Source organism: Marinobacter sp., assembly GCF_040904845.1.
In the GTDB taxonomy this organism is placed as follows: Bacteria; Pseudomonadota; Gammaproteobacteria; order Pseudomonadales; family Oleiphilaceae; genus Marinobacter.
This window is the reverse complement of the sequence record NZ_JBBDSR010000039.1, coordinates 1-25,953: the sequence shown is the minus strand read 5'-3', so window position 1 is coordinate 25,953 and position 25,953 is coordinate 1. Positions and strand designations below refer to the sequence as shown.

The following is a 25,953-nucleotide window of genomic DNA, read 5'->3' as shown; positions in this document are numbered from 1 at the left end:
TCCGGCGATTGCAGCCAGACGTATCTGTCACATACCCTTGTCACTGTGCAGTTAGCGCGCCCAAACCACCTACAATCGCCACATACCGTCAGGTAGACAGTCTATGAGCATCGCGGAACGTTTGATCACCAGAACCCTGCCCAACGGCCCCCTGAGCAAAGGGATAGCACTTAGCGTACTGCTGGCGCTGTCCGTATCAGCGCCAGCCGCTATCGACCGCGACGCAGGCTACGAGCCAGTGGCACCAACGGTGGATCAGGCCCGCGCCAATATTCTTATTGCCCGGCAGCTCCAGTTCACCCATTTTCGTGACCTCGGCATTAATGATGACCTTTCCGGTGACGTATTCGATGCCTACCTGGATTACCTCGATGGGCAACGCATCTACCTGACCCAGGAAGACCTGCAAAAATTTTCTGCCATTCGGATGGGGCTCGGGTCGGCCCTTAAAACCGGGCAGCTTCAGCCCGGCTTTGACATCTACAACGTGGTTCAGCAGCGCATTATCGAACGCCTGAATTTCGCGCTGGATATCATCAATGAGGGGGTCGACAAACTGGAGTTCGACTCCGATGAAACCATTCGCCTGGACCGCTCCGAAGCAGAGTGGGAGCCAGACCGCAAAGCGCTCGACCAACTCTGGGTCAAGCGGGTCAAGAATGCGGTGCTGGCCCAGCGTCTCAATGACAGTGATGACGAAGCCATCGAGGATAGCCTGCGCCAGCGCTACGAAGGCCAGCTCAACCGCGCGTATCAGGCGCGCAGTGAAGACGCATTCCAGGCCTACATGAACGCCTTTGCCGGCATGTGGGACCCGCACACTTCCTATTTCTCGCCGCGCACGTCAGAAAACTTCAACATCAACATGAGCCTGTCCCTGGAAGGCATCGGTGCGGTGTTGCAGGCGGATAACGAATACACCAAAGTCGTTCGCCTGGTGCCGGGCGGTCCGGCGGCAAAGCAGGGTCAACTTGGGCCGGCCGACCGAATTGTGTCGGTCTCCCAAGACGATGAAGAAAAACCGGTCAACGTCATCGGCTGGCGGCTCGACGAAGTGGTCGACCTGATACGCGGCCCGCGTGAATCCACCGTCACTCTGGAAGTCATTCCAGCCAGTTCCACCGATGAAACCGTCACCAAAACCATCGCCATCAAGCGTGACAAGGTCAAGCTGGAAGAGCAGAGCGCCAGCAAGGACATCATCGAGTTTGAGCGGGGCGAGCAGTCTTACCGCATCGGCGTGGTGAACATTCCCACGTTCTATGCCGATTTCAAGGCGATGCAGGAAGGCGACCCCAATTACAAAAGCACCACCCGCGACGTGCGAAACCTCATTGAGGAGCTGAAAGAAGAAGGCATCGACGGCGTTGTCATGGACCTGCGAAACAATGGCGGCGGCGCACTGCATGAAGCCAACGATTTGGTGGGGCTGTTCATCGAACAGGGTCCGACGGTACAGATCCGCAATTCCAACAACGATGTCCAGGTCCTGAATGATGAGGACCCCTCAGTCGCTTACGACGGCCCGCTCGTTGTTCTGGTCAATCGCATGAGCGCTTCAGCCTCGGAAATCTTTGCCGGTGCAATTCAGGACTACGGCCGTGGCCTTGTAGTGGGGTCACAGACCTTCGGCAAAGGTACTGTTCAGGCCGTGCGCCCATTGAATCACGGCCAACTCAAGATCACCCAGTCCAAGTTTTACCGCGTCTCTGGCGGCTCAACGCAGCACAAGGGCGTGATCCCAGACATCGATATTCCATCAAGGGTCGACAAGGCCCGCATCGGTGAAGACGCCCTGGACAACGCCCTGCCCTGGGATCAGATCGAGGCCGTTCCCCACGCCCGTTATTTCGACTTCAGCGGGATCATTGACGAACTCCGTCAGCGCCATGACGAACGTTTCGACGCCAGCCCGGAATTCCGCCTGCTGCAGCAGGAAATTGATTTCCTCAAAGATCAGCGGGACATGGACGCAGTAAGCCTGAATCACGAAGAGCGCAAAGAGCACCAGTCACAGATTGAGCGCACACGCCTGACCATCTCTAACGCGCGCCGGGAGCTTCGGGGCGAAGCACCGTTCGAAACGCTGGAAGAACTAGATGACTGGCAGGATGTCCAGGCGGCGGATATCGACTCTACCGACGAGGAGCTTGATTTCATCATCCGCGAAGGCGGCGACATCATGGCTGACATGCTGGAGCTGGATCGTCGGATGGCATCCATACTTAAATCCGAGCAGCTGGCCGCTCAGGCGCGCTGAAAGCGCCGGGCGCTCGACGGGGCCTGCGGGTGGAGCGCGCGGTGATTCATTCCCGGGCTCAGCCGAATAGCGACCGCATGTCAGCCACACTCGGATTGTGGACCACGCCCTTCTCCGTCACGATCACGTCAATCAGGCTCGCTGGCGTCACATCGAAGACCGGATTGAATACTTCGACCCCCTCCGGGGCAATCGGTACGCCCCTGATCTGCCGGACTTCACTGCCGTCACGCTCCTCGATGGGGATGTCTTCACCACAGGCAAGAGACATATCGACGGTGCTGGACGGAGCGACCACCATAAAGCCAACCCGGTGATAACGCGCGAGGACCGCCAGGCTGTAGGTGCCGATTTTGTTTGCGACGTCTCCGTTGGCGGTGATCCTGTCGGCACCCACCACAACCCATTTCACATCGCCTTGAGCCAGGATCGCTGCTGCTGCGCCATCGGCATTCAGCGTTACCGGAATGCCATCGCGGCTCAGCTCCCAGGCGGTCAGGCGGCTGCCCTGAAGCCAGGGGCGGGTTTCATCGGCGTACACGCGGTTGAGCAATTGGTGTTCATGAAGACGGCGAATGACGCCCAACGCCGTGCCATAACCGCCCGTAGCCAAGGCACCGGTGTTGCAATGAGTCAGCACAGAAATCGGACGCTCTGCGCCTATGAACGCAATCGCGTGATCGGCCATGGTCAGATTGGCGGAGAGGTCTTCCTCGTGAATCTGCACCGCTGTCGCTGCCAGCCGACGGGTTGCCTCGCCCAGGGATTCGCAGCTGTGAAACTCCTTTTCCATGATCTGCAGCGCCCAGAACAGGTTCACCGCGGTCGGGCGCGATGCCGCCAACTCACGGATGGCCTGCCCTATTTCAGTTTTCCAGTCCCCACCCGCGTGCCGCGCAGCCAGGGCAACGCCGTAGGCGGCACTGATGCCAATGGCTGGAGCTCCTCGCACCACCATATCGCGGATACACTGAGCCACAGCACCAGCCCCCTCCGCCGTGATCCAGTGCTCCTCGGCGGGTAAGAGGCGCTGGTCCAGCAACTCCAGACGGTCGCCGTGCCAGCGCATAGCAACCGTTCCGATGGCAGGTCTGGTGGTAACATTGGATTGCGTGGGCATTGATAAACTCCGGGTCATTCATTCTGGGCAGCTCAGGCCGCCCAGTATAACCGCGTTGCCTCGAGAATCTCAGCCCCGTTTCCAGGGTAGTTCTCGCCGCGGTGGGTGGTTATACTTTCAAGCTACATTCTTCGGGTGCTGTTATCGCGACAGCCGCCCCATTCTCACCCAAAGGCAGGGTCAATGACGGCAGACACCATCACGGCAGCGGATATCCGGATCAACGCCCGCTGGCTTATTCCGGTAACACCCGAAAATACCGTGCTGCATCACCACGCGGTCATCCTTCAGGGAGACCGCATTGCAGCGGTGGTGCCCCAGCCCGAAGCGGACAGTCGATTCCGTACCCGTGAAACCATTGATCTGAATCACCACGTAGTGCTGCCGGGGCTGATCAATATGCATGGCCACGCTGCGATGTCGCTGTTTCGGGGACTGGCGGACGACCTGCCACTGATGACCTGGCTCAACGACCACATCTGGCCGGCGGAAGGTGCCTTTATCAGCGAATCCTTTATCGCCGATGGCACCCAACTGGCCATGGCTGAAATGTTACGTACCGGCACCACGACCTTCTCGGATATGTATTTCTTTCCGGAAATCGCGGCGCAGGTGGCCCACGACGCTGGCATGCGCGCCCAGATCTGCTTCCCTCTGCTGGATTTCCCAACCCCGTGGGGCTCCGGCCCGGATGAGTACCTCCATAAGGGAGAAAGCTTTATCCGCGCGTGGCAAGGCAACGACTACATCATGCCGGCCATCGGTCCCCACGCCCCTTACACGGTTTCTGACGGCCCCATGGAACGGGCGGTCGCCCTGTCTGCCGATACGGGTGCACGTCTTCAGATCCACCTGCATGAAACCGCGTTCGAAGTCGCCGAGGCGCTGGAGAAGTCCGGCCAGCGGCCAACCGCGCGGCTCGCCGGGCTCGGGGCACTTGGCGCAAACACCCAGTGTGTCCACATGACGCAGATCGATGGCTCCGACATAGACCTGCTGCGCGAATCCGGTGCTCACGTCATTCACTGCCCCGAGTCCAACCTCAAACTCGCCAGCGGTCTGTGCCCGGTTCAACAATTGACCGACGCCGGCATTAACGTGGCCATTGGCACTGACGGTGCCGCCAGCAACAACGACCTGGACCTGTTCGGCGAACTGAGCACGGCGGCCATGATGGCCAAGGTCGTCGCCGGAGACGCCGCCGCCCTGAGTGCCCATCAGGCCATTACCATGGCAACACTGAACGGAGCCCGGGCGCTCGGGCGCGATCACGAGCTGGGCACCCTGGAAGCCGGCAAGCTGGCGGACCTCATCGCGGTGGATCTCAGCGATCCTTTCCTGCAACCGGTGTATGATCCAGCCTCGCATCTTGTCTACAGCAACCATGGGCGGCAGGTAAGTCATAGCTGGATCAACGGCGTACCTCAGATACAGGATGGCCGATTAACGAGAATTGACGTGCCAGACCTGATGCTCCGGGTTCAGTCCTGGGCAGAGCGCATCGGCAAACACAGAGCCTGAGAGCAGAAATTCTATGAGCAACCACCATTCAGATCAAAACGTGGATCAAAACGAAATCGCCAAGTTCGAGGCGCTGGCCAGCCGCTGGTGGGACCCAACCAGTGAATTCCGGCCACTGCACGACATCAACCCGTTACGCCTGAACTACATCGACGAGCGCGCGCCCCTGGCGGGCAAGCGGGTGCTTGATGTCGGCTGCGGCGGTGGTTTGCTGTCTGAGGGCATGGCACGGCGCGGTGCCCACGTGACCGGCATCGACATGGGCGAAGCGCCGCTGTCGGTGGCACGCCTGCATGGGCTGGAAAGCGGCATCAAAGTCGATTATCGCCAGATCACCGTCGAAGCGCTGGCCAGCGATGCGGATCACGCCGGCCAGTACGACGTCGTCACCTGCCTGGAAATGCTCGAGCACGTGCCCGACCCCGCCTCGGTGATCAAAGCCTGCGCTGCGTTGCTCAAGCCCGGCGGCCGCCTGTTTGTATCCACCATCAACCGTAATCCCAAATCCTTCCTGTTTGCCATTGTCGGCGCGGAATACGTTCTGGGACTGCTGCCCAAGGGCACCCATGAATGGCGCAAATTTATCCGTCCTTCGGAAATGTCGGACCATATTCGCCACGCCGGGTTGGACATTCGTGACCTGACCGGGATGACCTACAACCCGATCACCAAGGCCTATCGCCTGGGCCGCGACGTGGACGTTAACTACATGATGTACGCCATCGACGACCACGACGGCGCTGAGCTTTAATGGTTTCAATGGCTTCAATGGCTCAGCAACCCTCAACCGTGCTGTTCGATCTGGACGGCACGCTGATTGACACCGCTCCGGATTTCATCCGCTGCCTGAACCTGCTGCGGTCCCAGCATGGCCTCCAGCCGCTCGCCCCTGCCACCATCCGCCGGTCTGTATCCAACGGTGCCCGAGCGATGGTCCGCCTGGGGTTCGATCTGGAACCGGAGCACCCGGATTATCTGGCAAAACACTCCGCCTTTCTCGATCTGTACGAACAGGGCGTTGCTGTTGAAACCCGGTTGTTTGAAGGCATGGACAGTATTCTTCAGAACCTGGAAGCTCGCAAAATCCCCTGGGGCATCGTCACCAATAAGCCGGTGCGTTTTGCCGAGCCTCTGGTGGCTGCACTGGGCCTTGCGGAACGCTGTTCGGCGGTCATCTGCCCGGACCACGTCACCCATCGAAAGCCCCATCCGGAAGCCCTGTACCTGGCCTGTGAACAGATCGGCGCATCAGCCGCTACGGGTATCTACGTAGGCGATCATCAGCGCGATATCGAGGCCGGCAATAACGCTGGCATGAAGACCATTGCCGTACGTTACGGCTACATTGAGGAACCCCATACCGTTGACCTGTGGCAAGCCGACCTGATTGCAGACACCGTTAAGGATCTGGCAAAGCTGTTACAATAAACCGAATCAACACCTTGGACTCACCGGACTGCGCGACACGGAGACACGCTATGCATGACTACCAGGCCCCGGCTGATTTGCTGAAAGACCGCATCATCATGGTGACGGGTGCCGGCAGTGGCATCGGGCGCACTGCGGCCAAAACCTATGCGGCCCACGGCGCGACCGTGATACTGCTCGGCCGGACCGTGTCAAAACTGGAATCCCTGTACGACGAAATCGAGGCGGCGGGCCACCCCAAGCCTGCGATTGTGCCAATGAATCTTGAAGGTGCAGCGGTCAAGGAATACGAAGAGCTGGCCATGACCATCGAAGACAACTTTGGGCATATTGACGGCATCCTGCACAACGCCGCCATTCTCGGCAGCCGCAGCCCAGTGGAACTCTACGATCCGGAAACCTGGAATCAGGTTATGCAAGTCAACGCCACGGCCCCTTTCCTGCTCTCCCGGGTGATGATTCCGTTGCTGCGAAAATCCGGCGATGCCTCAGTGATTTTCACCGCCTCCGGTGTGGGTCGTAAGGCCAAACCTTACTGGGGTGCCTATGCGGTCTCCAAGTTTGCCCTGGAAGGCCTGAGCCAGTTGTTGGCCGAAGAGCTGGACGACGAACGACACAACATTCGGGTGAACAGCCTGAATCCGGGCGCGACCCGCACCAACATGCGCGCTCACGCCTATCCGGCCGAAAACCCGCAACACAACCCCACGCCGGAGGACCTGATGCCAGCCTATCTGTACCTGATGGGTAAAGACAGTGCCGGCGTCACCGGCCAGCAACTGGACGCCCAGCCAAAATAATGGAGCTGCTGTTTTACACCACTTCCCAGTGCCACTTGTGTGAACTGGCAGAAACGCTGCTCGTAAATACCCCCATGCCGGCACCCATTCCGGTGGATGTGGTGGACATTGCGCAGTCCGAAGCGCTGGTGGAACGTTACGGCACGCGTATCCCGGTGTTGCGCCGCGACGATACCGGAGCCGAGCTGGACTGGCCGTTTACCCGGGATCAGTTACTCACTTTTATGCAATGAGGACACCCTGACATGTTGATGGTTATCTCCCCGGCCAAAACCCTGGACTACGACAGCCCGCTGGCAACCGCGACCTACAGCCAGCCAGAATTTCTGGACGATGCCTGCGAGCTGGTGGATCAGCTCAAAACGCTGGAGCCGCACCAGATCAGCAACCTGATGAGCATCAGCGATAAGCTGGGGCAGCTCAACGCCGACCGGTTTCAGCAATGGCACACGCCATTCACCCCGGACAATGCCCGCCAGGCCATCCTGGCCTTCAAGGGCGATGTGTACACCGGCCTGAATGCCGGCAGTTTCAGCGAAAAAGAGTTCGAATTCGCGCAGAACCACCTGCGCATGTTGTCCGGCCTTTACGGCGTTCTCAAACCACTGGATCTGATGCAGCCTTATCGGCTGGAGATGGGCACAAAGTTTGAAAATACCCGTGGCAAGGACCTGTACGCCTTCTGGGGTGACCGGATTACGAAGGAACTGAATCGGCTGCTGGACGCCGGTGATGGCGCACTCGTGAACCTGGCCTCCAATGAGTACTTCAAGAGTGTGCGCAAGAAAGAACTGTCGGGCCGCCTGATCACCCCCCAGTTCAAGGACTGGAAGAACGGCCAGTACAAAATGATCAGTTTCTACGCCAAAAAAGCGCGGGGGCTGATGTGTCGTTACGCCATCGAAAACGGCATTACCCAGGTCGATGACCTGAAAGGCTTCAATCTGGACGGCTACTACTTCTGCGAAGAGCAGTCCGACCGCGATAACTGGCTTTTCCTGCGAGACGAGCAGTAATCTCGAAAACCTCCGGAGTGTGGCATGAACGAAGCTGTATTTTCCCAACTGGCGATGCTGGTGCTTTTGACCGGCCTGATCGTCTGGATGGGCATTATCGTCTGGGATCTTGCCAAGAAATCCCAGGCTGGCCGGTTTGGCACCATTGCCCTGTTCACGGTGCTGGGTGCCGGCGTTGTCGGCTTCATCATCAAAACCGTACTGGTCGAAATCATGCAGCTCTGATGATAAGCGATGTGACGCAAGCACCGGCACTTTACGGCCACTGACCGGTGGCCGTATCATCCTTCCCCGATTTGAAATTCTGACAAGGACCGACCCTGATGTGGTTTCGCAATGCCCGCGTATTCCGTTTTACCAAGCCCTTCGATATTTCCGCTGAAGCTCTGGAAGAAAAACTGCAGGGCGACGCATTCAAACCCTGCGGTCCGCAGGAAACCACGCGGCAGGGCTGGGTTCCGCCGCTTGGCAAACACAGCGACATGCTGGTGCACAGCACCAATGGCTACCACCTGATCGCCCTGCGCAAGGAAGACAAGATTCTGCCGGGCTCGGTGGTCAAGGAGATTGTCGAGGAGCGTGCGGAAGCCATCGAAATTGAGCAGAGCCGCAAGGTCCAGCGCAAGGAAAAAGACGAGCTGAAGGAACAGGTGATGCTGGAAATGCTGCCCCAGGCATTTTCCAAGAATCGCCGGAGCTTTGCCTACCTGTCACCGAAAGACGGCGTATTGGTGGTGGATGCAGGCTCCTCCAAGCAAGCGGAAGATCTGGCGTCGTTCCTGCGCAAAAGCCTGGGCTCGCTTCCGGTCAGACCACCGGCGGTGGAACAGGCACCGGCGTTTACCTTCACCGGCTGGCTCAACGAAAGCATTGATCTGCCCGGCACCATTGAACTGGGCACCGAGTGCGAGCTGAAGGACCCGTCAGAGGACGGCGGCGTAGTGCGTTGCAAAGGGCTGGACCTGAAAGCCGACGAGATCCGCAATCACCTCGACGCCGGCATGCAGGTCACCAAACTGTCGCTGACCTGGGAAGACAATCTCTCGTTCGTGCTGGACGAAGAGCTGGGCATCAAACGGCTGAAATTCGGGGAGACCCTGCAGGAAAAGCTGGACGATGTGGACGCGGACGACGCCGCAGCACGGTTTGATGCGGCGTTTGCGCTGATGACACTGGAACTGGCACGGCTGATTCCGGGCCTGCTGGATGCGCTCGGCGGCGAGGACCGCTCCGCGATTATCGATGACGCCTGATCGTTAACCGGGTCAGTGGGAGCCCTTGCGCAGGCGCTCCCGCTGCCAATCCTTCTCTGGCTCGTTCAGCACCAGGCGCAAGTCCATCACCTCTTCTTCGGTGTTGTACTTGATCTCAAAGCCCAGATGTTCCGCCAACTGCAGCATTGGCCGGTTATCCGGCAACACATCGCCCACCATTTCCACCGTGCCTTTCGCGCGGCAGTAATCGATCATCTTCTGCATCAGCGCCACGCCAAGACCCTCACCCTTCATCTTGTCATGCACCATGACGGCGAATTCGCACTGCAGATTGTCGGCGTCTGTCCACACCCGCACCGTGCCCAGGGTTTCCTCGCCCTCGCCATCTTCCCGGGGCGCATTGGCGATGAACACCATTTCCCGGTCATAGTCGATCTGCACCATCTGCGCCACGTCTTCCCGGGAGAAGTGCTTGCGATACTGGAAGAACCGATAGCGAATGGATTCCGGTGACTGAAGCTCATGGAAGGCACGGTGGGAGGGCTCATCTTCCGCCAGCACTGCGCGCAAGACCACCCGGCGGCCGGATTTCGGCAGCACCATCCACTCCTCCAGCTCTTTCGGATAGGGCTGGATAATCGGCCGGCCCGGCTTGTCATCCAGATCAACCGCGACATTGACCGCAACCGCACCCTCTTCATTGAACAGCAACGGCGATATTTCCAGCCCGCGAATTTCCGGGATATCGATGACGATCTGAGACAGCGTCACCAGAGTCTCGGAAACCGCGCGGATGTCCTCTTCGGGTTTCAGGCTGTTCTCTTTCAGCAGCTTGTACATGTAGGTGCGACGCAGCAGCTCCCGCGCCAGCACCATGTTCAGCGGCGGCAGGGCAATCTGGCGGTCCGTAGTCACACTGATCTCCGCTCCGGCGGCCCCACACACCACCAATGGCCCGAACAACCGGTCCCGGGTGATGCCAACGCTGAATTCAATGCCACCGACATGCTGGTACGCGCGCTGCACCGCAAATCCCAGAAATCCGCTCCCGGGAAAGTGATGCTGGTATTCTTCCATCAATACCCGACAACAATCGATAATGGCCGTCTCGCTGTTGAGCTTCTGCATGGCTCCCTTGAATCGACGCTGGCCCGTGCTCAGCTCCCTGAACGGATAGCAGGCATGCTCGTGAACCAGTGTGATATCCACCGGGCGACGCTCCACTGAGTAGGCCTCAAGTACCTCTTCCACGTCGTCACAGTAAATGGTCTCAATGGTATTGATGCCGTAATCGCGAATAACATCCCTGGCCTCCCGGTTTGACAGGTGCATGCGCCCACTGCGCATCGCGCCCATCACCACCCGCCGGGTGTGGGTGCGGTCGTCAAAATGGTCCGTGAAAGATTCCGGGGTTTCCGTCAGCAGCCGCTGAACACGCTGATGGCGAACGTGCTGCATGAACGCCATCACCGCTTTCTCAGGGCTGAAGAAGGATGGCAGGCCGGCCCTATAGAATTCCTCGCGAGCGTCCATCACCGTGCTCTGCCCTAACCAGCAGGTAAAGACATTCAAGCGCGTGCCCTTGGACGCCTGGATCACCGAATCGGCAATCTGCAGGCTGTCCTCGGTCAGGCTTGGCGCGTACATCACCAGTACGTTCGCCACCTCCGGGTCACGGGCCAGAATTTTGATGGCCTCGGCGTACAGCTCTGGCGAGGCATCGTAGTTAAGGTCAATGGGGTTTTTACGGGTCCAGTAATGCGGCAGGTGTTCCGCCAGGGCTTCAATGGTGTGGTCCGACAGCGGGGCCAGTTCGCCGCCCAGATCCGCCAGCCGATCCACCGCCAGCACCCCGGGGCCAACCCCGTTGGCCATGATCGCCAGGGTTTCGCGGCGCAATGGCCGCATGCGGGTCAGGGTCTCCAGTGCATCGAACATCTGGCCCAGCCCGTCCACCCGCAATACGCCGGCACGCTGAAGCATCGCGTCATAGATCGGGTCACTACGCTTTAGCCCGGCGGGCAATTCGTGGGCGAACCATTCTGATTCAGGTACCCGGCCGCTCTTTACGGCGATCACAGGTTTGGTGCGCGACGCCACCCGCACGGCAGACATAAAGCGCCGGGGGTTCGGAACGTTCTCAATGTGCAGGAGAATCGCCCGGGTCTGGCTATCCTGGGCCAGATAATCGATCAGGTCATCATGATCGATGTCCATGCCGTCACCCAGCGTCAGGAAATACGAGAAACCCACGCCCCGTGCAAACGCCCAGTCAATCACCGAACTGGCAATGGTGCCGGACTGGCCAATAAAGGCCACCTTGCCGGGAATCGCACCCATGTGGGCGTATGTGGCGTTCAGGCTTCTGGCGGGAACCATCAGGCCAATGGTGTTCGGGCCCAGCACCCGAATGCCGGTTTCCCGCGCCGCGTCCCGAACCGAGTACATCAGCGGCTGGCCGGTTTTGCTGTGGGAGCGTGACATGCCACCGGTCATCACAATGGCTGTGCGCACACCGGCTTCGCCCAGGCGGCGTATCATCTTGGGCACGGTATCCGGTGGCGTACAGATAATCGCCAGATCCGGGCTGAACTCCATTCTCGACACTTTGCGAACGCAGGCCACGCCGTGCACGTTGTCATAATCGTTCTGGTTGATGACCAGAAGCCGCCCCGGATAACCGCCGCCCAGCAGATTACGAAGCACCATGCCACCCAGGTTGTCCGCGCGTTCCGAGGCACCGACCACCACGATAGAGGATGGATTGAACAGGCTTTCCAGATACCGGGTGCTCAAGCGAAAGCTCCTTGTTTATTTCAGTCGCCGACGGGAATGTTTCTATCTTAGGCGCTTGGCCAGTGATGTAAAATGCCTATCGCCACCATAAGACCAAAGAAACACGGCACCCACGTAGTATCCCTGATAACATTGATGAAAATACAAGCAGAGCCCACGCAGAACCCGCGCAAGCGGAACGACCGTAGTCAGGATTTGTATGACCACAGCTTTTTTTTCTCATGATGACTGCCTGAAACACAACATGGGGCCGGAGCACCCGGAATCGCCGGAGCGCATCGCCGCCATCGTCAGTCACCTGGCGGATACCGGCGTTGGGGACGCACTGGATTGGGTCCGGCCGGGCGAAATCACCCGGGACCAGTTGCTGACGGTGCACCCGGAGAAATACCTGCACCAGCTGGATTTGATGCAGCCAACCCGTGGCCGCGTATTCACTGACCCGGATACCGCGATGATGCCGGACACCCTGCGCGCCGCTCGGCTGGCCGCCGGTGGCAATATAGAAGCCGTTGATATGGTGCTCAGCAGCCAGGTTACCAATGCCTTCGTGTGCGCTCGCCCTCCGGGCCACCACGCCGAGCGCAGCAAGTCCATGGGGTTCTGCTTTTACAACAACATCGCTCTGGCGGCGATGCGGGCATTGAATTTCCATCACCTGGAACGGGTCGCCATCATCGACTTTGATGTCCATCAGGGCAACGGTACAGCGGACATCGTCGGGGGTGACGAACGCGTATTGATGTGTTCCAGTTTCCAGCACCCGTTTTACCCACACTCCCATGTGCATCGCCAACCGGAGAACATCGTTAATATTCCGATCGAATCCAACTGCTCGGCGCTGGCTTATCGCAAAGCCGTGGAAGCGGGTTGGCTAAAGAAACTGCAGGATTTCCGGCCGCAGGTGGTGCTGATTTCAGCCGGTTTTGACGGTCATCGGCTGGACCCGATGGCGGAGTTGAATCTCGAGATGGAGGACTACCGCTGGCTAACAGAGATGATCGCCAGCGTTGCCCGTGATCATGCCAACGACCGGGTCATCTCAACACTCGAGGGGGGTTACCACCTGCGGGCGCTGGCAGAAAGCGTCAACACCCACCTGGAGGTGCTAAGCGGCGTTCGCTAACCGGAAAAGTCGGCTTTGTAGCCATTGGCCTGCTGCAAGTCCGGTAGCTCTCCTTCTCGCTGTAACCGGATAGTGGTACGGCGATTATCAGCGGGGCGGTTGGAAACTGGATACTGGTCCGCATGCGCACGAACTGTCATCAAGTCCTGAGGCACCCCCTGATCGGCCAGGTACTCTGCCACGGCATTTGCCCGTTCCTCTGACAGCGCGCGGTTTTCAATACGACTGCCGGCCCGGTCGGTATGACCGTCCACGAAAATACGTTCGATGGTGGAATCCGCCTGCACGTAGGTCACGATTTTATCCAACATGACCCTGTCAGCGCCCGAAAGGCTGGTGCTACCGGAGCGGAAAGGCACGCGCGAGCGCTTGATCTGATCGTAGTTAACCGGCAACAGGCTGGCGGTACACAGCCGATAGCTATCGAACTGCCTGGTAAAATTGATGTTGGACACCCGAACCCGCACGGGGCGGCGGTCGTACCAAGATTCCCGGGTGACTGTCGGCATCATCCCGTCCAGCAGGCCCTGGGCAATCTTCATGGCCTGCGCAGAACCCATAGCCACCGGCCGTCGGCCTTCGCCAACCTCCACCGTACCCACTTTTCGCGGAGCCGCGCCGGGCCGCCACGGCGGTGCTTCCACCACAACACTGCCCCGGCCTGGCCGCATCAAAGCGGTGTCGGATTCAAGAATGAAAGACAACTGCTCGCCTGCCTTATGGCGGAAAATAGCACGGCCATACCCCGGCACGTTGTGGATCAGCGCGCATTCAAAAACCGACTCAGACACGTACCACTGGCTGTTTTCAATACCGGCACCAAAACTGGAGGACTGGGCGAAACCGCTGGCAGCCAGCAGCAACAGGCCGAACGGGGCCGCTGCGCGCGGGGACAAGGCTGATTTTTTGGCCATACCATTTATCCGTCAGTATCTGGGTTACTGACCGGTTAACGGCGGTACCTCAGCTTTCTTTAGCCCCGGCCAGAAACATTCATAAACAGCATCTGGTATAATACCGCCACCTTTTTTCAGCGCCTGACTGGCCCCAGACTGCCCGGAATACCGCGAATGACCGACACGCTTACCATCACCCGCCCCGACGACTGGCACCTGCATGTACGGGACGGTGCCGTGCTTGATGACGTGGTGCCCACCACTGCCCGTTGTTTTGGCCGTGCCATCATCATGCCCAACCTGGCACCGCCGGTGATTAACGCAGCCGATGCCCGCGGCTATCGCCAGCGCATTGTGAAGGCGGCCGGCGGCCTGGCATTCGAACCACTGATGACGCTGTATCTGACCGAATCCACCACCGCAGCGGACATCCACGAAGCGAAAGCCGATGGCGTAGTGGCGGCCAAGCTGTACCCTGCGGGCGCGACAACCAATTCCGCCTCCGGGGTAACGGACATCCGCAACATCTATCCCGTGCTCGAAGCCATGGCTGAGAGTGGCATGCTGCTGCTGGTCCACGGCGAAGTAACCGACGCCGACATCGACATCTTCGACCGCGAAAAAGTATTCCTGGAACGGGTACTGGCACCCACTCTGGAGGCGTTCCCTGCACTGAAAGTGGTCCTGGAACACATCACCACCGCCGATTCCGCAGAGTTTGTCCGCGCCCATGATGGCGGCAATCTGGCCGCGACCCTGACCCCCCAGCACCTGATGTACAACCGTAACCACATGCTGGTGGGTGGTATCCGACCACACCTGTATTGCCTGCCGATCCTCAAGCGCAACCGTCACCAGTTGGCGCTGCAGGAGGCCGTGGTCAGCGGTGACAGGCGCTTTTTCCTGGGTACCGATTCCGCACCCCACGCCCGGGACAAAAAAGAAGCCGCGTGCGGCTGCGCCGGTTGCTACTCGGCGTTCGGTGCCATCGGCCATTACGCCGATATTTTCGAAGAGCTTGGCGCACTGGACAAGCTTGAAGCGTTCGCCAGCTTCCACGGGGCGGACTTCTACGGCCTGCCCCGCAACACGGACACCATTACCCTGATCCGCGAGCCATGGACCATGCCGGCGGAGCTTCCGCTGGCCGACGGCACCATTGTTCCGCTACGCGCCGGCGAAACCGTGAACTGGCAACTGGCGAGTGCCTGAATCAGGTAAACTATACCCTGGCCCGACCCCGAGGAGTTTGAGTGACTGACGACAACAGAGAACTGCACCCCATGGCCCGTCGATTTCGCGGGTTTCTGCCTGTGGTAGTCGATGTGGAAACCGGTGGTTTCAATCCGGAAAAAGATGCCTTGCTGGAAGTGGCTGCGGTGCTACTGACCATCGACGAGGACGGCTGGCTGCGTCGCACTGAGACCCACGTGCAGCAGATCGACCCGTTCGAGGGTGCCAATCTGGAGCAGTCAGCACTCGACTTCACCGGCATTGATCCCTGGAGCCTCGACCGTGAGGCGGTGCCGGAGCGCGAGGGGCTGAGCGAGATTTTTACCCCGATCCGCAAGTCGGTCAAAGCCCACGACTGCAAACGGGCGGTACTGGTCGGCCACAATGCCACTTTCGACCACAACTTTGTGTTCGCCGCTGCCCTGCGCTCGGACATCAAGCGCAACCCGTTTCACCCGTTTTCCACCTTCGACACCGCCACTCTGGCGGGCCTGGCTTACGGTCACACCGTATTGGCGCAGGCCTGCAAACTGGCGGGCATTCCCTTCAACAACAAAGAAGCGCACTCAGCCGCGTACGACGCTGAGAAAACCGCCGATCTGTTCTGTGGCATCGTCAACCGTTGGAAAGAACTGGGCGGCTTCCCGCCGCCTCTGGTCAGCGACCCTAACAACGACTGACCATAAAAAACGCCTCCCGAGGGAGGCGTTTTTTGTACATCACTGCAGAACAAACTTACCAGTAAATACCCCGCATGATCGCCGCAAAGGCCACCTGCTCGGACGACACTTTCGGCCTCTCGCCGGATTTGCTACCCGCCGCTGACGGCGAATCCGGGAACATCCGGTAGCCGGTGTTCATGATGATTTCACCGGCCTTCGGTGCCAGTGCCTGAAGCACCTGGGCGAAGATACCCAGACGCGTAGCGATGCGCTTGGGACGATACACAATGGCATCAGCCACCATTTCCGCCGCCTCATCCGGCGACAGTGTCGGCACGGAATCGTAGATTTTAGTAGGCGCAATCATCGGCGTCTTCACCAGCGGCATATTGATGGTGGTGAAGGTCACGTTACGATCCGACCACTCCGCCGCCGCGCATCGGCTGAACGCATCAAGCGCCGACTTGGACGCCACATACGCTGAGAAACGCGGTGCGTTGGTCAGCACCCCAATGGAAGAAATGTTCACCACATGGCCGCGATGGCGCTCCAGCATGGTCGGGGCAAAGCCCATGATCAGGCGAACCGAGCCAAAATAGTTCAGCTGCATGGTGCGCTCGAAATCGTGGAAGCGGTCGAACGACAGCGCCAGCGAGCGGCGAATGGAGCGGCCGGCGTTATTGACCAGAACGTCTACGTGGCCGTGGTTGTCCAGTACGGTTTTCACGAACCGGTCGCAATCGTCCATATCGGCAAAATCGCACTGATAGGCGTGCACGCTGCCACCCCGGGCTTCCAGTTCGGCAGCAACTTCCATCAGGCGCTCTTTCTTGCGCGCGCCGATCACCAGAATGGCCCCTGCATCCGCCAGCTTCTCTGCCGTTGCCAGACCGATGCCGGAAGTGCCCCCAGTGATCACACACACCTTGCCCTCAACCGTGCCACGCAGGGTGCGGTCCTTGAACAGGTCGGGGTCCAGGTTACGCTCCCAGAAATCCCAGATCACCGTGGCATAGCTATCCAGGCGCGGCACCGCAATATCCGTACCTTTCAGCACGCGCTCGGTTTCCCTCGCATCGAAACGCGTCGGGTAATTGATAAACGACAGCACCGACGGTGGGATGCCCATATCGTCCAGCAGCGCTTTGGTCAGGCGCTTCACCGGCGGCAGATTCTTCAGGCTCTGGCGAATGAACGGCGGCACAAACCCGAACATGCGGGAATCAATGCGCATACCCATACGGGGCGCATGGCCGGCCTCACAGAAGATATTGAGAATTTCACCGACTTTGTAGGGATCGGAATCCACCAGGTGGAAGCAGTTGCCGTCTTCACCCTCCAGATGAGCAATGTGGTCCATGGCATTGACCACGAAATCCACCGGCACCACATTCAGGCGGCCACCCTCGATACCAATGGTCGGCACCCACTGGGGCAACGCCTGGCGAATTTTCTGAATCATCTTGAAGAAATAGTAGGGGCCGTCGACCTTATCCATTTCACCGGTTTTGGAATGGCCAATCACCATCCCCGGGCGGTAGATGCGAAACGGAACCTTGCAGCTTTCCCGAACCACTTTTTCGGATTCGTGCTTGGTCAGCAGGTAGGGATGGTCCAACTTTTCCGCTTCCTCGAACATGTCCTCGCGGAAGGTACCCTTGAACAGTCCGGCCGCCGCAATAGAGGATACGTGGTGGAAACAGACGGCGCTCATCGCTTCCGCGGCGTTGACGGCACTGCGGGTGCCGTCAATATTGGTCGCCTGCTGGGCAGCCTCATCGGCCCCCATATCGTACACAGCGGCCAGATGGAAAAAATGATCAATATTGCCTTTCAGGGCCTTCATGGTTTTAGCGTCGATGCCCAGGTTGGGGCTGGTCAGGTCGCCAATCACCGCTTTAACCCGTGATTCGTCAGCACCCCAGCGCTCTCTCAACGCCTCCAGCTTATCCTGGGATTGCTCGCGCACCAGCACATGCACCGTGCCGCCGCGTGCGAGGAGTTTCTCCACGAGAAATCGGCCGATAAAACCGGTACCACCCGTCAGAAAGTAGTTCATTGGTAGTCCACCTTGCCTGTTGCTTAATTGTTGTCTGTCCCTAACGCCCGAAGCCGAGTACGACTAAAGTCTTATACTTGTTCGGAAACGCCGGCATTGTACTTAATTGCAACCTTCATGTATCGAACTTTTTTAGAGCATTTACTCTTTAAGTCTTTGTTTTTAATAGAGCATTTACTCTAGATTCGCCGTGTGACGCGGGCCGATAATCCAGAACCCATCGATCACGCCGACACATTGATTTTGAGCCTAGCACAAGCTTAGGCCACTGCCCGGAAATTGGCTTTATTACCAGAAAGAAATGAAACCACCCTATAGCAATGACATAATTCGCCCTCAGTTCTCTACCATGCCACCCATTCATTTCACCCGGGACATTCGTTCATGAAAAAAGACGACGCCAACGCTGACCGCTACATCGCCATCGCCCGCGCCTGCCTGAAAGCCATTAACGACACCGCCGATGATTCGGGCTCCCGGGAGGACAAAATCCAGGCGGTGTACCAGGCCATCGACGATGCGTTCCAGGCTGAGTTCGCGGACTATCGCCAGTCGGTCACCGTGATGGGAACCGTCCTCGAAAAGATTGCCAGCGGGCAACTGGATGCAGAGACATCAGCCTCCCTCGCCCGTAAAACTCTGGACCAGCAACCCGCAAGCACACGAAACGCAATGATCCACTGATCTTTGGAGTGATCGACAGCATGCAATCAGGCACCATCCGTTCCGGTATTCGGTCCCAGGGGTTGATTCGCTCTCTGGCCCTGTTCCTTTTCCTGCTAGTGGGGAGCACCGCACAGGCCGCCACAGAGCCGGTTAAAAGCCCCAACGATAAAAACAGCTACCGGTATCTCGACCTGGACAACGGCTTGCGGGTGTTGCTGGTTTCATCGCCTGGATCAGACAAAGCGGCGGCGTCCATGAACGTTGCGGTAGGCAGCGGCGACGACCCCGCAAACCGGGAAGGGCTTTCACATTTTCTCGAACACATGCTGTTTCTGGGTACCGAGCAATACCCGGACCCCGGCGAATACCAGCAATTCATCAAAAGCCACGGCGGCAGTCACAACGCGTTCACCGCCTTTCAGGACACCAACTACTTTTTCGACATTCAGGCTGACCATCTTGATGACGCCCTGGATCGCTTTGCGCAACAGTTTTCCGCGCCGCTGTTCACCCCCGACCTGGTCGACCGGGAGCGCCGCGCCGTGCACTCCGAATTCAGCGCCAAGCAAAAAGAAGACGGCCGCAGGGTCTACTCGGTCAAAAAGGCCATCAGCAACCCAGATCATGCCTTTCATCAGTTTGCCGTCGGCAACCTCACCACGCTGGAAAACACCGACGAGCGCCCGCTACGGCATGACCTGATCAACTTCTGGGAAGACCATTATTCATCAGACCTGATGAGCCTTTCGGTCTACGGCCCTCAGTCACTGGACGCACTCGAGCGCATGGTTCGCGGCCGTTTTGACGCCATAGAAGACCGCGACCTTGAACCGAAAGTGCATTCTGAACCGCTGATCAGCCCGGAAACCCTACCCGCCAAGGTCACCGTGGACGCCCTCAAGGATATCCGCAGCCTGACCATGAGTTTCCCCATACCGTCTCAACGGGCAAACTACCGCAGCAAACCCGCCAGCTACATTGCCAACCTGCTGGGCCACGAAGGGCCAGGCAGCCTGTACGAAGTGTTGAAACAGGCTGGGCTGGTGGAAAGCCTGTCCGCAGGCAGTGGCATGGACACCGGCACCGAAGCCAGTCTGGAACTGTCGATGTCATTGACGCCGGAAGGATTGGAGCGCCGGGGCGATATTCTCGCGCTGGTCTTCACCTACATCGATAAAATCCGGGACAACGGCATCTCCAAAGAACGTTTTACCGAAATGAAAAACCTCGCACAGATGGATTTTCGCTTCCGCGAACGCAGGGAGCCCGTGCATGAGGTGATGCGGCTTTCCAACCAACTTCGCCACTACGAACCAGCGGACATACTTCAGGCTCCCTGGATGCTGGAAGACTACGAGCCGGCCCACTATAAAGACATTCTGTCGCGACTAACGCCGGACAACCTGCTGGTCACCGTGGTCGCCCCCCAGCCGGAGATCGAAACCCCGAGCCTGACACAATGGTACCAGGCCGCCTGGGAGCTCAAACCGCTGGAGACATCTGACCTGTCCGCACGCAAGGTGGATGGTCTGGCTGGCCAGCTACGGTTGCCGGAACCCAACCCGTTCGTGCCGGAAAATCTCGGCATGGTTGACGGCCACACCATGGATAAACCCATACTGCTGGGCGATCAAGGCGGGCTGCCGATCTGGTACGCCAGAGATACCCAGTTCGGCACGCCAAAAGCCAATGTATATGTCAGTGTACGAACACCGCTCGCCCAGGCCTCGGCCCGGGGCAAAGTGCTGACCGAGCTGCTTGTGGACGCCGTCAACACCAACCTGAACGCCTGGGCCTACCCGGCGCAACTGGCCGGGCTCGACTACAGCGTTTATTCCCACCTACGGGGCATTACCATTCGCGTCGGCGGCTACAGCGATAAACAGCACCGGCTGATGACCCGCATCCTCAGTCAGGTTTCCGACCCGGACCTGACCCGGAAGCGGTTCGATATCGCACGCCAACGGATGATCGACAGCCTGCAGAACAAAGCCAAGGAACGCCCCGTCCAGCAAACGTCAGAAAAAGTCCAGACCACTCTGATAGAGGGCGCGTGGGATGCCGACCAGCGACTGAAAGCCGCCAGGGAAGTGACCCTCGACGAACTGCAGCGGTTCGCGGAAGAACTGTTTTCACAAACCGACCCGGTCATGCTGGCCCATGGCAACCTGAGTGAGGCGGCGGCGCTGAACATCGCCCAGCAGATCCGCGCGGTGGTGCTACAAGGTGCCGAGATTACCGAGGTGCCCCGGAGCACCGTCAAATCCCTGAACGATGGCGAAACCATTGTACCCATGGCGGTAAACCATCCGGACACCGGCTACACCCTCTACCTGCAGGGCGAAAACACCAGCTTTCCCGAGCGGGCCGCATTCCGGTTACTGGGCCAGATCATCAGCAGCCCATTCTACGAAGAACTCCGCACCAACCGTCAACTCGGCTACATCGTGTATGCCACACCCTTCGAGATGCTGGAAACGCCGGCCCTGGGCCTGGTTGTACAGTCACCGGAGGCATCCGCGGACGAGATAAACCAGGCGGTTGAGGAATTCTCAGACACCTTCGAAGAGCATCTTGGCAGTCTCAGCGACGACGAGCTGGAGCGAGAAAAACAGGCGGTGATCAGCAAATTGCTGGAGCAGGACCGGAAACTCGGCGAAGTCTCCGAACGGTTCTGGCGTGAAATCGACCGGGAGGCCACCGGGTTTGACTCGCGTGAACGGATGGTTGACGCCGTGAAAGGCGTCACCCGGGCGCAACTTGTGGAGATCTATCGCAGCGCCGTCCTGGAGCGGCAGCGTGCGTTGCGGGTCATCACCGATTCGCCTGATGAAGAAACCGCTGCCAGTCAGCCGGTTCGTCCACATCCCAGCGAGGCTCCAACTGGGTGACCGACAGCCCGTGCCCGGCAAGGCGATGACAGGTCTGGTGCAGGACACGTTCCGTGCCCCAGTCCACGTTGTTCAGCATGCCGGGCAGCGTTCTGCGCGCTCCGATAAGCACATAACCACCGTCATTGGATGGCCCAAGCACCACATCACTGGTATCCAGCGCGGCCACCGCCTGCCTCACATACTCCGGATCGACCGACGGGCAGTCACTGCCCACCACCACTGCTTTATCGTAGCTTTGTAGCGCCTCGTCCAGCGCCGCCTCCATTCGCTGCCCCAGGGTTTCCCCCTGCTGGATGCCTGTCATAACGCCGGCAGCCAGGAGCTGAGACACAATACGCGCCGCCGCTTCCGGTACGGGTTCCAGCGCCCGGTCCCACCAGAGTTGTACCGGAAAACCGCTGGCGAGCAGATTGTCCAATACCTGAAGACTCAGGCGGATATGGGCTTCCATCGCCCCCCGAGCGCCCAATTCAGGCATCAACCGGGTTTTCACCCTGCCCTCCTCGGGCCATTTTGAGAATTGCATAATCAGCGCAGAAACGTCAGGGCTGTTAGGACTTTCGGCCATTACGAACATCCGATCGGTAAGCGGTCACAAGAGATTCCGGCGACTCGCCGCGCCAATAACGCCAGCGCAGCCGCCACATCAGCAGAATAGTACGCCAGGCGCCCTGCTGTTCCCAGCGCCGACTGTTGGTCACCACAGGATCAGCAATGCAGAACGGACGAGACACCAGCTTCAGGCGGGACGAGAATTCAACGTCTTCCATCAAAGGCACAGGCTCAAAACCCCGCAGTGCCTCAAACACCAACCGGCGAACAAACATCGCCTGATCACCGGTGGCAATGCCCGTCAACCGTGAGCGCCGATTCATGAACCAGGCAATCACCCGGAACAGCGAGCGCCGGCCACTCAGCCGCACATCAAACCGCCCCCAGGCCTGGCGGCTGGCCTGGAATTGCACCAGCGCCCCCAGGGCGGAAGCCGGCAGCCGCGTATCGGCGTGTAAAAACAGCAGGACATTGCCGCTGGCCACCTGAGCGCCTGCATTCATCTGCAGGGCCCGGCCACGGCCGGAGTGAATAACCCGGTCACAGCCACCTTTCGCCAGCCCGACCGTGCCGTCATCACTGCCACCGTCCACCACGATCACCTCATGGCCCGCGTCCCTGAGCGGCTGCAGATGCGCCAGGGTGGTGCCTATGGTCGCAGCCTCTTGCCACACCGGCACAATCAAGCTCAGCTGCAGTGGCTGGCACGGGTTCTCTATAGCCGTCTTCAAATCCTATGGTATCCCCGGTTTCGACTCAGGTTGGTAATTGCCTCGTAGCCACACTCGGTCCGCCTTATCGTAAGCACGCTTCAATCGAACATCTACCATAGTCGCCTCCTAAAACCGTACAACCCTTGAGACACATCACCGAGCCCGCTATCATACCGCCCTTCTGACGATCAGCCTCCGTAGCTCATCTGGATAGAGCGTCCCCCTCCTAAGGGGAAGGTAGCAGGTTCGAGTCCTGCCGGGGGTACCACTACCACGCCAACACCAATCCAAAAACGGCCCCTGCCGGGCAAACCTTCTGCAACCAGACAATTTCAGCTACCCTGAATCCACAAAACCATTCCAACTCATAAAGTTGCAAAATTGAAGTAACGGCGGCGAGCGCATGGACAAGAAAACGCTCACAGAGCGGGACGTCTGCACAAAATTTATCAACCCGGCCCTGGAACAGGCGGGCTGGGATATTCACAGACAAGTACGTGAAGAGGTGTCTTTCACCGCCGGTCGCATCATCGTGCGGGGCCGCCTCCACACCCGGGGTAAGCGCCGTCGGGCAGACTACGTTCTCAGCTACAAGAAGAACATGCCAATCGCCATTATTGAAGCCAAGGACAACAACCACAGCCTTGGTGCTGGCATGCAGCAAGCCCTTTCTTACAGCGATGCTCTTGACGCCCCCTTCGTATTCAGCAGCAACGGTGACGGCTTTTTGTTCCACGATCGCACCGGTCTGAGCGGAGCCACGGAGACCAGCCTCACGCTAGAGGAGTTCCCTTCGCCGGAATACCTCTGGGATCTCTACTGCCAATACAAAGGCTTGAGCCCGCCGGAAGCGCGCCAAACTGTGGAACAACCCTACTACGACGATGGCAGCGGCCGCACACCTCGCTATTACCAGACGGTCGCCATCAATCGCACAGTAGAAGCCATAGCACGTGGCCAGAACCGCATTCTTCTCGTCATGGCAACAGGCACCGGCAAAACCTTCACCGCCTTTCAGATTATCTGGCGGCTGTGGAAAGCCAAGCAGAAGAAACGCATCCTGTTTCTGGCCGACCGCAATATCCTCGTAGACCAGACCAAGAACAACGACTTCAAGCCCTTCGGTCAGGCCATGACGAAGGTCAGTAACCGAACAGTGGACAAGTCCTACGAGATTTATCTTTCCCTATACCAGGCCGTCACCGGCAACGAAGAAGAACAGAACATCTACAAACAGTTCTCCCCCGACTTCTTTGACCTGATTGTGATAGACGAGTGCCACCGTGGCAGCGCAGCCGTAGACTCAGCGTGGCGATCCATCCTGGAATACTTCTCAGCCGCCACTCACGTGGGCCTGACGGCGACGCCAAAGGAAACCAAAGAAGTCTCCAACATCGACTACTTCGGCGAGCCCGTTTACACCTACTCCCTGAAGCAAGGCATCGAAGACGGCTTTCTCGCCCCCTACAAAGTGGTCCGTGTGGACCTGGACCGAGACCTGCAAGGTTGGCGCCCGGACAAGGGCCAGACCGACAAGCACGGTGAACTGATTGACGACCGCATTTACAACCAGAAAGACTTCGACCGCACTTTGGTACTGGAAAAACGCACGGAAGTCGTCGCCGCCAAAGTCACAGAGTTTCTAGAGAACAGCGACCCGTTTCAGAAGACCATCGTGTTCTGCGAAGACATCGACCACGCCGAACGCATGCGCCAGGCCCTAGTGAATCTGAACCCGAAGCGGGTGCAGGAAAACCGCAAATACGTGATGCGCATTACCGGCGACGAGAAAGAGGGCAAAGCCGAGTTAGACAACTTCATCAACCCGGAAGAACGCTATCCGGTGATTGCCACCACCAGCAAACTGATGACCACCGGCGTGGATGCCCAGACCTGCAAGCTCATCGTGCTCGACCAGCGCATCCAGTCCATGACCGAGTTCAAGCAGATTATCGGCCGTGGAACGCGTATCAATGACGATTACAACAAGCACTGGTTCACCATTCTAGATTTTAAGAAAGCCACGGAACTGTTCGCCGATCCTAAATTCGATGGCGACCCGGTAAAGGTCTACCAGCCTAAAGGCGACGACCCTATCAACCCCGATGATGAACTGGATGAAACGGACACTGACGGCCCGGAACACGGGTGCAGTGAGCAACCAGAGGGGTACGAATTTGAACCCGGAGAGAAATGGGAAACCGACGACCCTGACTGGAATACCGGTGGCCCCGGCGAAGGGGGCAGAAAGGGTGGAGGCAGAACCAAGTACGTTGTCGGCGATGTAGAAGTAACCGTCATCGCAGAGCGCGTTCAGTACCTTGGTGCCGACGGCAAGCTCATCACCGAAAGCCTCAAGGACTACACCCGTAAAAAGGTGAAGGAGCAATTCGCGTCTCTGGATGAGTTCCTGCGCCGCTGGAACGAGACTGACCGCAAACAGGCCATTATCGACGAGTTAGGCGAAAGCGGAATTTTTTGGGAAGACCTCATCAAGGAAGTCAGCAAAAAGCTGGGAGCGGAAGCCGACCCCTTCGACGTCATCTGCCATATCGTTTACGACCAGCCCCCTCTCAGTCGAAAAGAGCGCGCGGCCCAGGTACGCAAGAACAACTACTTCAGCAAATATGAAGGTGCCAGCCGCCAGGTTCTGGATGCCCTGCTGGACAAATACACGGACTCCGGCATCGAAACCATCGAGGATGTTAAGGTGCTGACCCTCGCGCCCTTCAGCCAAATTGGAGCCCCAATGGAGTTGCTCCAGGCATTTGGCGGAAAACCCGGCTACACCGAAGCCGTGAAGGATCTTGAGGACGCGCTTTACCGGCAAACCTCGTAAACTGGCGCACTCTCAAACTTTCAATCTGAATCACCTGATTCATCGCTGAAAACCCTCTCTTAAAGCCCAGGACACCCAAGATTATGGCAATCGGCACTACCATCAAATCCATTCAAGACATCATGCGCAAAGACGTGGGCGTAGACGGCGACGCCCAG

At 58.6% G+C, this 25,953-nt stretch carries 21 protein-coding genes and 1 tRNA gene; 16 read left to right on the top strand and 6 right to left on the bottom strand.

All coding sequences use genetic code 11. From position 1 onward, the window contains the following. The first annotated feature begins 103 nt into the window (after positions 1 to 103). On the top strand, positions 104 to 2,260 hold the full coding sequence (locus tag WD429_RS04330; protein ID WP_368420944.1) for a carboxy terminal-processing peptidase: 2,157 nt from the start codon (positions 104 to 106) through the stop codon (positions 2,258 to 2,260). A 58-nt stretch (positions 2,261 to 2,318) separates the two neighbouring features. Here the strand turns inward: WD429_RS04330 and mtnA are convergent, their stop codons facing one another. Next, the gene (gene mtnA / locus WD429_RS04325) at positions 2,319 to 3,329 is read right to left on the bottom strand and encodes an S-methyl-5-thioribose-1-phosphate isomerase (RefSeq protein WP_368420957.1); all 1,011 of its coding nucleotides are present in this window, start codon (positions 3,327 to 3,329) and stop codon (positions 2,319 to 2,321) included. Between the two features lie 234 nt (positions 3,330 to 3,563). Here mtnA and WD429_RS04320 point away from each other — a divergent pair, with 234 nt between their 5' ends. The 8 genes from WD429_RS04320 to rdgC all read left to right on the top strand — a co-directional run bounded on the left by WD429_RS04320 (position 3,564) and on the right by rdgC (position 9,398). After that, positions 3,564 to 4,901: a TRZ/ATZ family hydrolase gene (locus tag WD429_RS04320; protein WP_368420943.1), complete on the top strand. Its 1,338-nt coding sequence runs from the start codon at positions 3,564 to 3,566 to the stop codon at positions 4,899 to 4,901. A gap of 13 nt (positions 4,902 to 4,914) precedes the next feature. Continuing rightward, positions 4,915 to 5,652, top strand: a complete 738-nt coding sequence (gene ubiG / locus WD429_RS04315; protein ID WP_368420942.1) for a bifunctional 2-polyprenyl-6-hydroxyphenol methylase/3-demethylubiquinol 3-O-methyltransferase UbiG — start codon at positions 4,915 to 4,917, stop codon at positions 5,650 to 5,652. A gap of 17 nt (positions 5,653 to 5,669) precedes the next feature. Beyond that, a complete protein-coding gene (locus tag WD429_RS04310; RefSeq protein WP_368420941.1) occupies positions 5,670 to 6,329 on the top strand; it encodes an HAD-IA family hydrolase in 660 nt (219 codons plus the stop codon). A 50-nt stretch (positions 6,330 to 6,379) separates the two neighbouring features. After that, positions 6,380 to 7,129, top strand: a complete 750-nt coding sequence (locus WD429_RS04305) for a YciK family oxidoreductase (RefSeq protein WP_368420940.1) — start codon at positions 6,380 to 6,382, stop codon at positions 7,127 to 7,129. Then, entirely contained in the window at positions 7,129 to 7,362 is a 234-nt protein-coding gene (locus WD429_RS04300) for a glutaredoxin family protein (RefSeq protein ID WP_368420939.1), read from the top strand. The genes WD429_RS04305 and WD429_RS04300 overlap by 1 nt, the downstream gene beginning before the upstream one ends. A 12-nt stretch (positions 7,363 to 7,374) precedes the next feature. After that, positions 7,375 to 8,145, top strand: a complete 771-nt coding sequence (yaaA, locus tag WD429_RS04295) for a peroxide stress protein YaaA (RefSeq protein WP_368420938.1) — start codon at positions 7,375 to 7,377, stop codon at positions 8,143 to 8,145. 24 nt (positions 8,146 to 8,169) lie between these two features. Next, positions 8,170 to 8,370: a DUF2788 domain-containing protein gene (locus WD429_RS04290; protein ID WP_368420937.1), complete on the top strand. Its 201-nt coding sequence runs from the start codon at positions 8,170 to 8,172 to the stop codon at positions 8,368 to 8,370. 98 nt (positions 8,371 to 8,468) lie between these two features. Continuing rightward, positions 8,469 to 9,398: a recombination-associated protein RdgC gene (rdgC, locus tag WD429_RS04285; protein WP_368420936.1), complete on the top strand. Its 930-nt coding sequence runs from the start codon at positions 8,469 to 8,471 to the stop codon at positions 9,396 to 9,398. A gap of 12 nt (positions 9,399 to 9,410) precedes the next feature. Here rdgC and WD429_RS04280 read toward each other — a convergent pair whose 3' ends face one another. Further along, complete coding sequence (locus WD429_RS04280) at positions 9,411 to 12,155, bottom strand: bifunctional acetate--CoA ligase family protein/GNAT family N-acetyltransferase (RefSeq protein ID WP_368420935.1); 2,745 nt, start codon at positions 12,153 to 12,155, stop codon at positions 9,411 to 9,413. A 199-nt stretch (positions 12,156 to 12,354) separates the two neighbouring features. Here WD429_RS04280 and WD429_RS04275 point away from each other — a divergent pair, with 199 nt between their 5' ends. After that, on the top strand, positions 12,355 to 13,281 hold the full coding sequence (locus tag WD429_RS04275; protein ID WP_368420934.1) for a histone deacetylase family protein: 927 nt from the start codon (positions 12,355 to 12,357) through the stop codon (positions 13,279 to 13,281). Here the strand turns inward: WD429_RS04275 and WD429_RS04270 are convergent. Further along, positions 13,278 to 14,195, bottom strand: a complete 918-nt coding sequence (locus tag WD429_RS04270; protein WP_368420933.1) for an OmpA family protein — start codon at positions 14,193 to 14,195, stop codon at positions 13,278 to 13,280. The genes WD429_RS04275 and WD429_RS04270 overlap by 4 nt on opposite strands. A 156-nt stretch (positions 14,196 to 14,351) precedes the next feature. On the opposite strand from WD429_RS04270, the gene pyrC reads away from it, so the two are divergent. Both pyrC and rnt read left to right on the top strand, forming a co-directional pair. After that, the gene (gene pyrC / locus WD429_RS04265; protein WP_368420932.1) at positions 14,352 to 15,389 is read left to right on the top strand and encodes a dihydroorotase; all 1,038 of its coding nucleotides are present in this window, start codon (positions 14,352 to 14,354) and stop codon (positions 15,387 to 15,389) included. Between the two features lie 41 nt (positions 15,390 to 15,430). Next, entirely contained in the window at positions 15,431 to 16,090 is a 660-nt protein-coding gene (rnt, locus tag WD429_RS04260) for a ribonuclease T (RefSeq protein ID WP_368420931.1), read from the top strand. 55 nt (positions 16,091 to 16,145) lie between these two features. On the opposite strand, the gene WD429_RS04255 is transcribed toward rnt, so the two are convergent. After that, positions 16,146 to 18,131 carry an SDR family oxidoreductase gene (locus WD429_RS04255; protein ID WP_368420930.1) on the bottom strand — a complete coding sequence of 662 codons (1,986 nt, stop codon included), beginning with the start codon at positions 18,129 to 18,131 and terminating at the stop codon, positions 16,146 to 16,148. A gap of 384 nt (positions 18,132 to 18,515) precedes the next feature. On the opposite strand from WD429_RS04255, the gene WD429_RS04250 reads away from it, so the two are divergent. Then, positions 18,516 to 18,815: a hypothetical protein gene (locus WD429_RS04250; protein ID WP_368420929.1), complete on the top strand. Its 300-nt coding sequence runs from the start codon at positions 18,516 to 18,518 to the stop codon at positions 18,813 to 18,815. Between the two features lie 20 nt (positions 18,816 to 18,835). After that, positions 18,836 to 21,688 (top strand): insulinase family protein, encoded by a 2,853-nt coding sequence (locus tag WD429_RS04245; protein WP_368420928.1) that lies wholly within the window; start codon positions 18,836 to 18,838, stop codon positions 21,686 to 21,688. On the opposite strand, the gene WD429_RS04240 is transcribed toward WD429_RS04245, so the two are convergent. Then, the gene (locus WD429_RS04240) at positions 21,612 to 22,259 is read right to left on the bottom strand and encodes a TIGR04282 family arsenosugar biosynthesis glycosyltransferase (RefSeq protein ID WP_368420927.1); all 648 of its coding nucleotides are present in this window, start codon (positions 22,257 to 22,259) and stop codon (positions 21,612 to 21,614) included. The genes WD429_RS04245 and WD429_RS04240 overlap by 77 nt on opposite strands. Then, positions 22,243 to 22,974, bottom strand: a complete 732-nt coding sequence (locus tag WD429_RS04235; protein ID WP_368420926.1) for a TIGR04283 family arsenosugar biosynthesis glycosyltransferase — start codon at positions 22,972 to 22,974, stop codon at positions 22,243 to 22,245. The genes WD429_RS04240 and WD429_RS04235 overlap by 17 nt, the downstream gene beginning before the upstream one ends. A 173-nt stretch (positions 22,975 to 23,147) precedes the next feature. On the opposite strand from WD429_RS04235, the gene WD429_RS04230 reads away from it, so the two are divergent. Further along, positions 23,148 to 23,224 (top strand) — tRNA-Arg (locus WD429_RS04230). Between the two features lie 135 nt (positions 23,225 to 23,359). Further along, a complete protein-coding gene (hsdR, locus tag WD429_RS04225) occupies positions 23,360 to 25,795 on the top strand; it encodes an EcoAI/FtnUII family type I restriction enzme subunit R (protein ID WP_368420925.1) in 2,436 nt (811 codons plus the stop codon). The last annotated feature ends 158 nt before the right edge of the window (positions 25,796 to 25,953 follow it).

Coding starts and splice junctions, on each gene's coding strand:
- WD429_RS04240 (WP_368420927.1), bottom strand. CDS start 22,259: ATGGCCGAAAGTCCTAACAGCCCTGACGTTTCTGCGCTGATTATGCAA.
- mtnA (WP_368420957.1), bottom strand. CDS start 3,329: ATGCGCTGGCACGGCGACCGTCTGGAGTTGCTGGACCAGCGCCTCTTA.
- WD429_RS04330 (WP_368420944.1), top strand. CDS start 104: ATGAGCATCGCGGAACGTTTGATCACCAGAACCCTGCCCAACGGCCCC.
- WD429_RS04275 (WP_368420934.1), top strand. CDS start 12,355: ATGACCACAGCTTTTTTTTCTCATGATGACTGCCTGAAACACAACATG.
- WD429_RS04290 (WP_368420937.1), top strand. CDS start 8,170: ATGAACGAAGCTGTATTTTCCCAACTGGCGATGCTGGTGCTTTTGACC.
- WD429_RS04300 (WP_368420939.1), top strand. CDS start 7,129: ATGGAGCTGCTGTTTTACACCACTTCCCAGTGCCACTTGTGTGAACTG.
- WD429_RS04305 (WP_368420940.1), top strand. CDS start 6,380: ATGCATGACTACCAGGCCCCGGCTGATTTGCTGAAAGACCGCATCATC.
- WD429_RS04310 (WP_368420941.1), top strand. CDS start 5,670: ATGGCTCAGCAACCCTCAACCGTGCTGTTCGATCTGGACGGCACGCTG.
- WD429_RS04250 (WP_368420929.1), top strand. CDS start 18,516: ATGAAAAAAGACGACGCCAACGCTGACCGCTACATCGCCATCGCCCGC.
- ubiG (WP_368420942.1), top strand. CDS start 4,915: ATGAGCAACCACCATTCAGATCAAAACGTGGATCAAAACGAAATCGCC.
- hsdR (WP_368420925.1), top strand. CDS start 23,360: ATGGACAAGAAAACGCTCACAGAGCGGGACGTCTGCACAAAATTTATC.
- WD429_RS04270 (WP_368420933.1), bottom strand. CDS start 14,195: ATGGCCAAAAAATCAGCCTTGTCCCCGCGCGCAGCGGCCCCGTTCGGC.
- pyrC (WP_368420932.1), top strand. CDS start 14,352: ATGACCGACACGCTTACCATCACCCGCCCCGACGACTGGCACCTGCAT.
- rdgC (WP_368420936.1), top strand. CDS start 8,469: ATGTGGTTTCGCAATGCCCGCGTATTCCGTTTTACCAAGCCCTTCGAT.
- WD429_RS04245 (WP_368420928.1), top strand. CDS start 18,836: ATGCAATCAGGCACCATCCGTTCCGGTATTCGGTCCCAGGGGTTGATT.
- WD429_RS04255 (WP_368420930.1), bottom strand. CDS start 18,131: ATGAACTACTTTCTGACGGGTGGTACCGGTTTTATCGGCCGATTTCTC.
- WD429_RS04320 (WP_368420943.1), top strand. CDS start 3,564: ATGACGGCAGACACCATCACGGCAGCGGATATCCGGATCAACGCCCGC.
- yaaA (WP_368420938.1), top strand. CDS start 7,375: ATGTTGATGGTTATCTCCCCGGCCAAAACCCTGGACTACGACAGCCCG.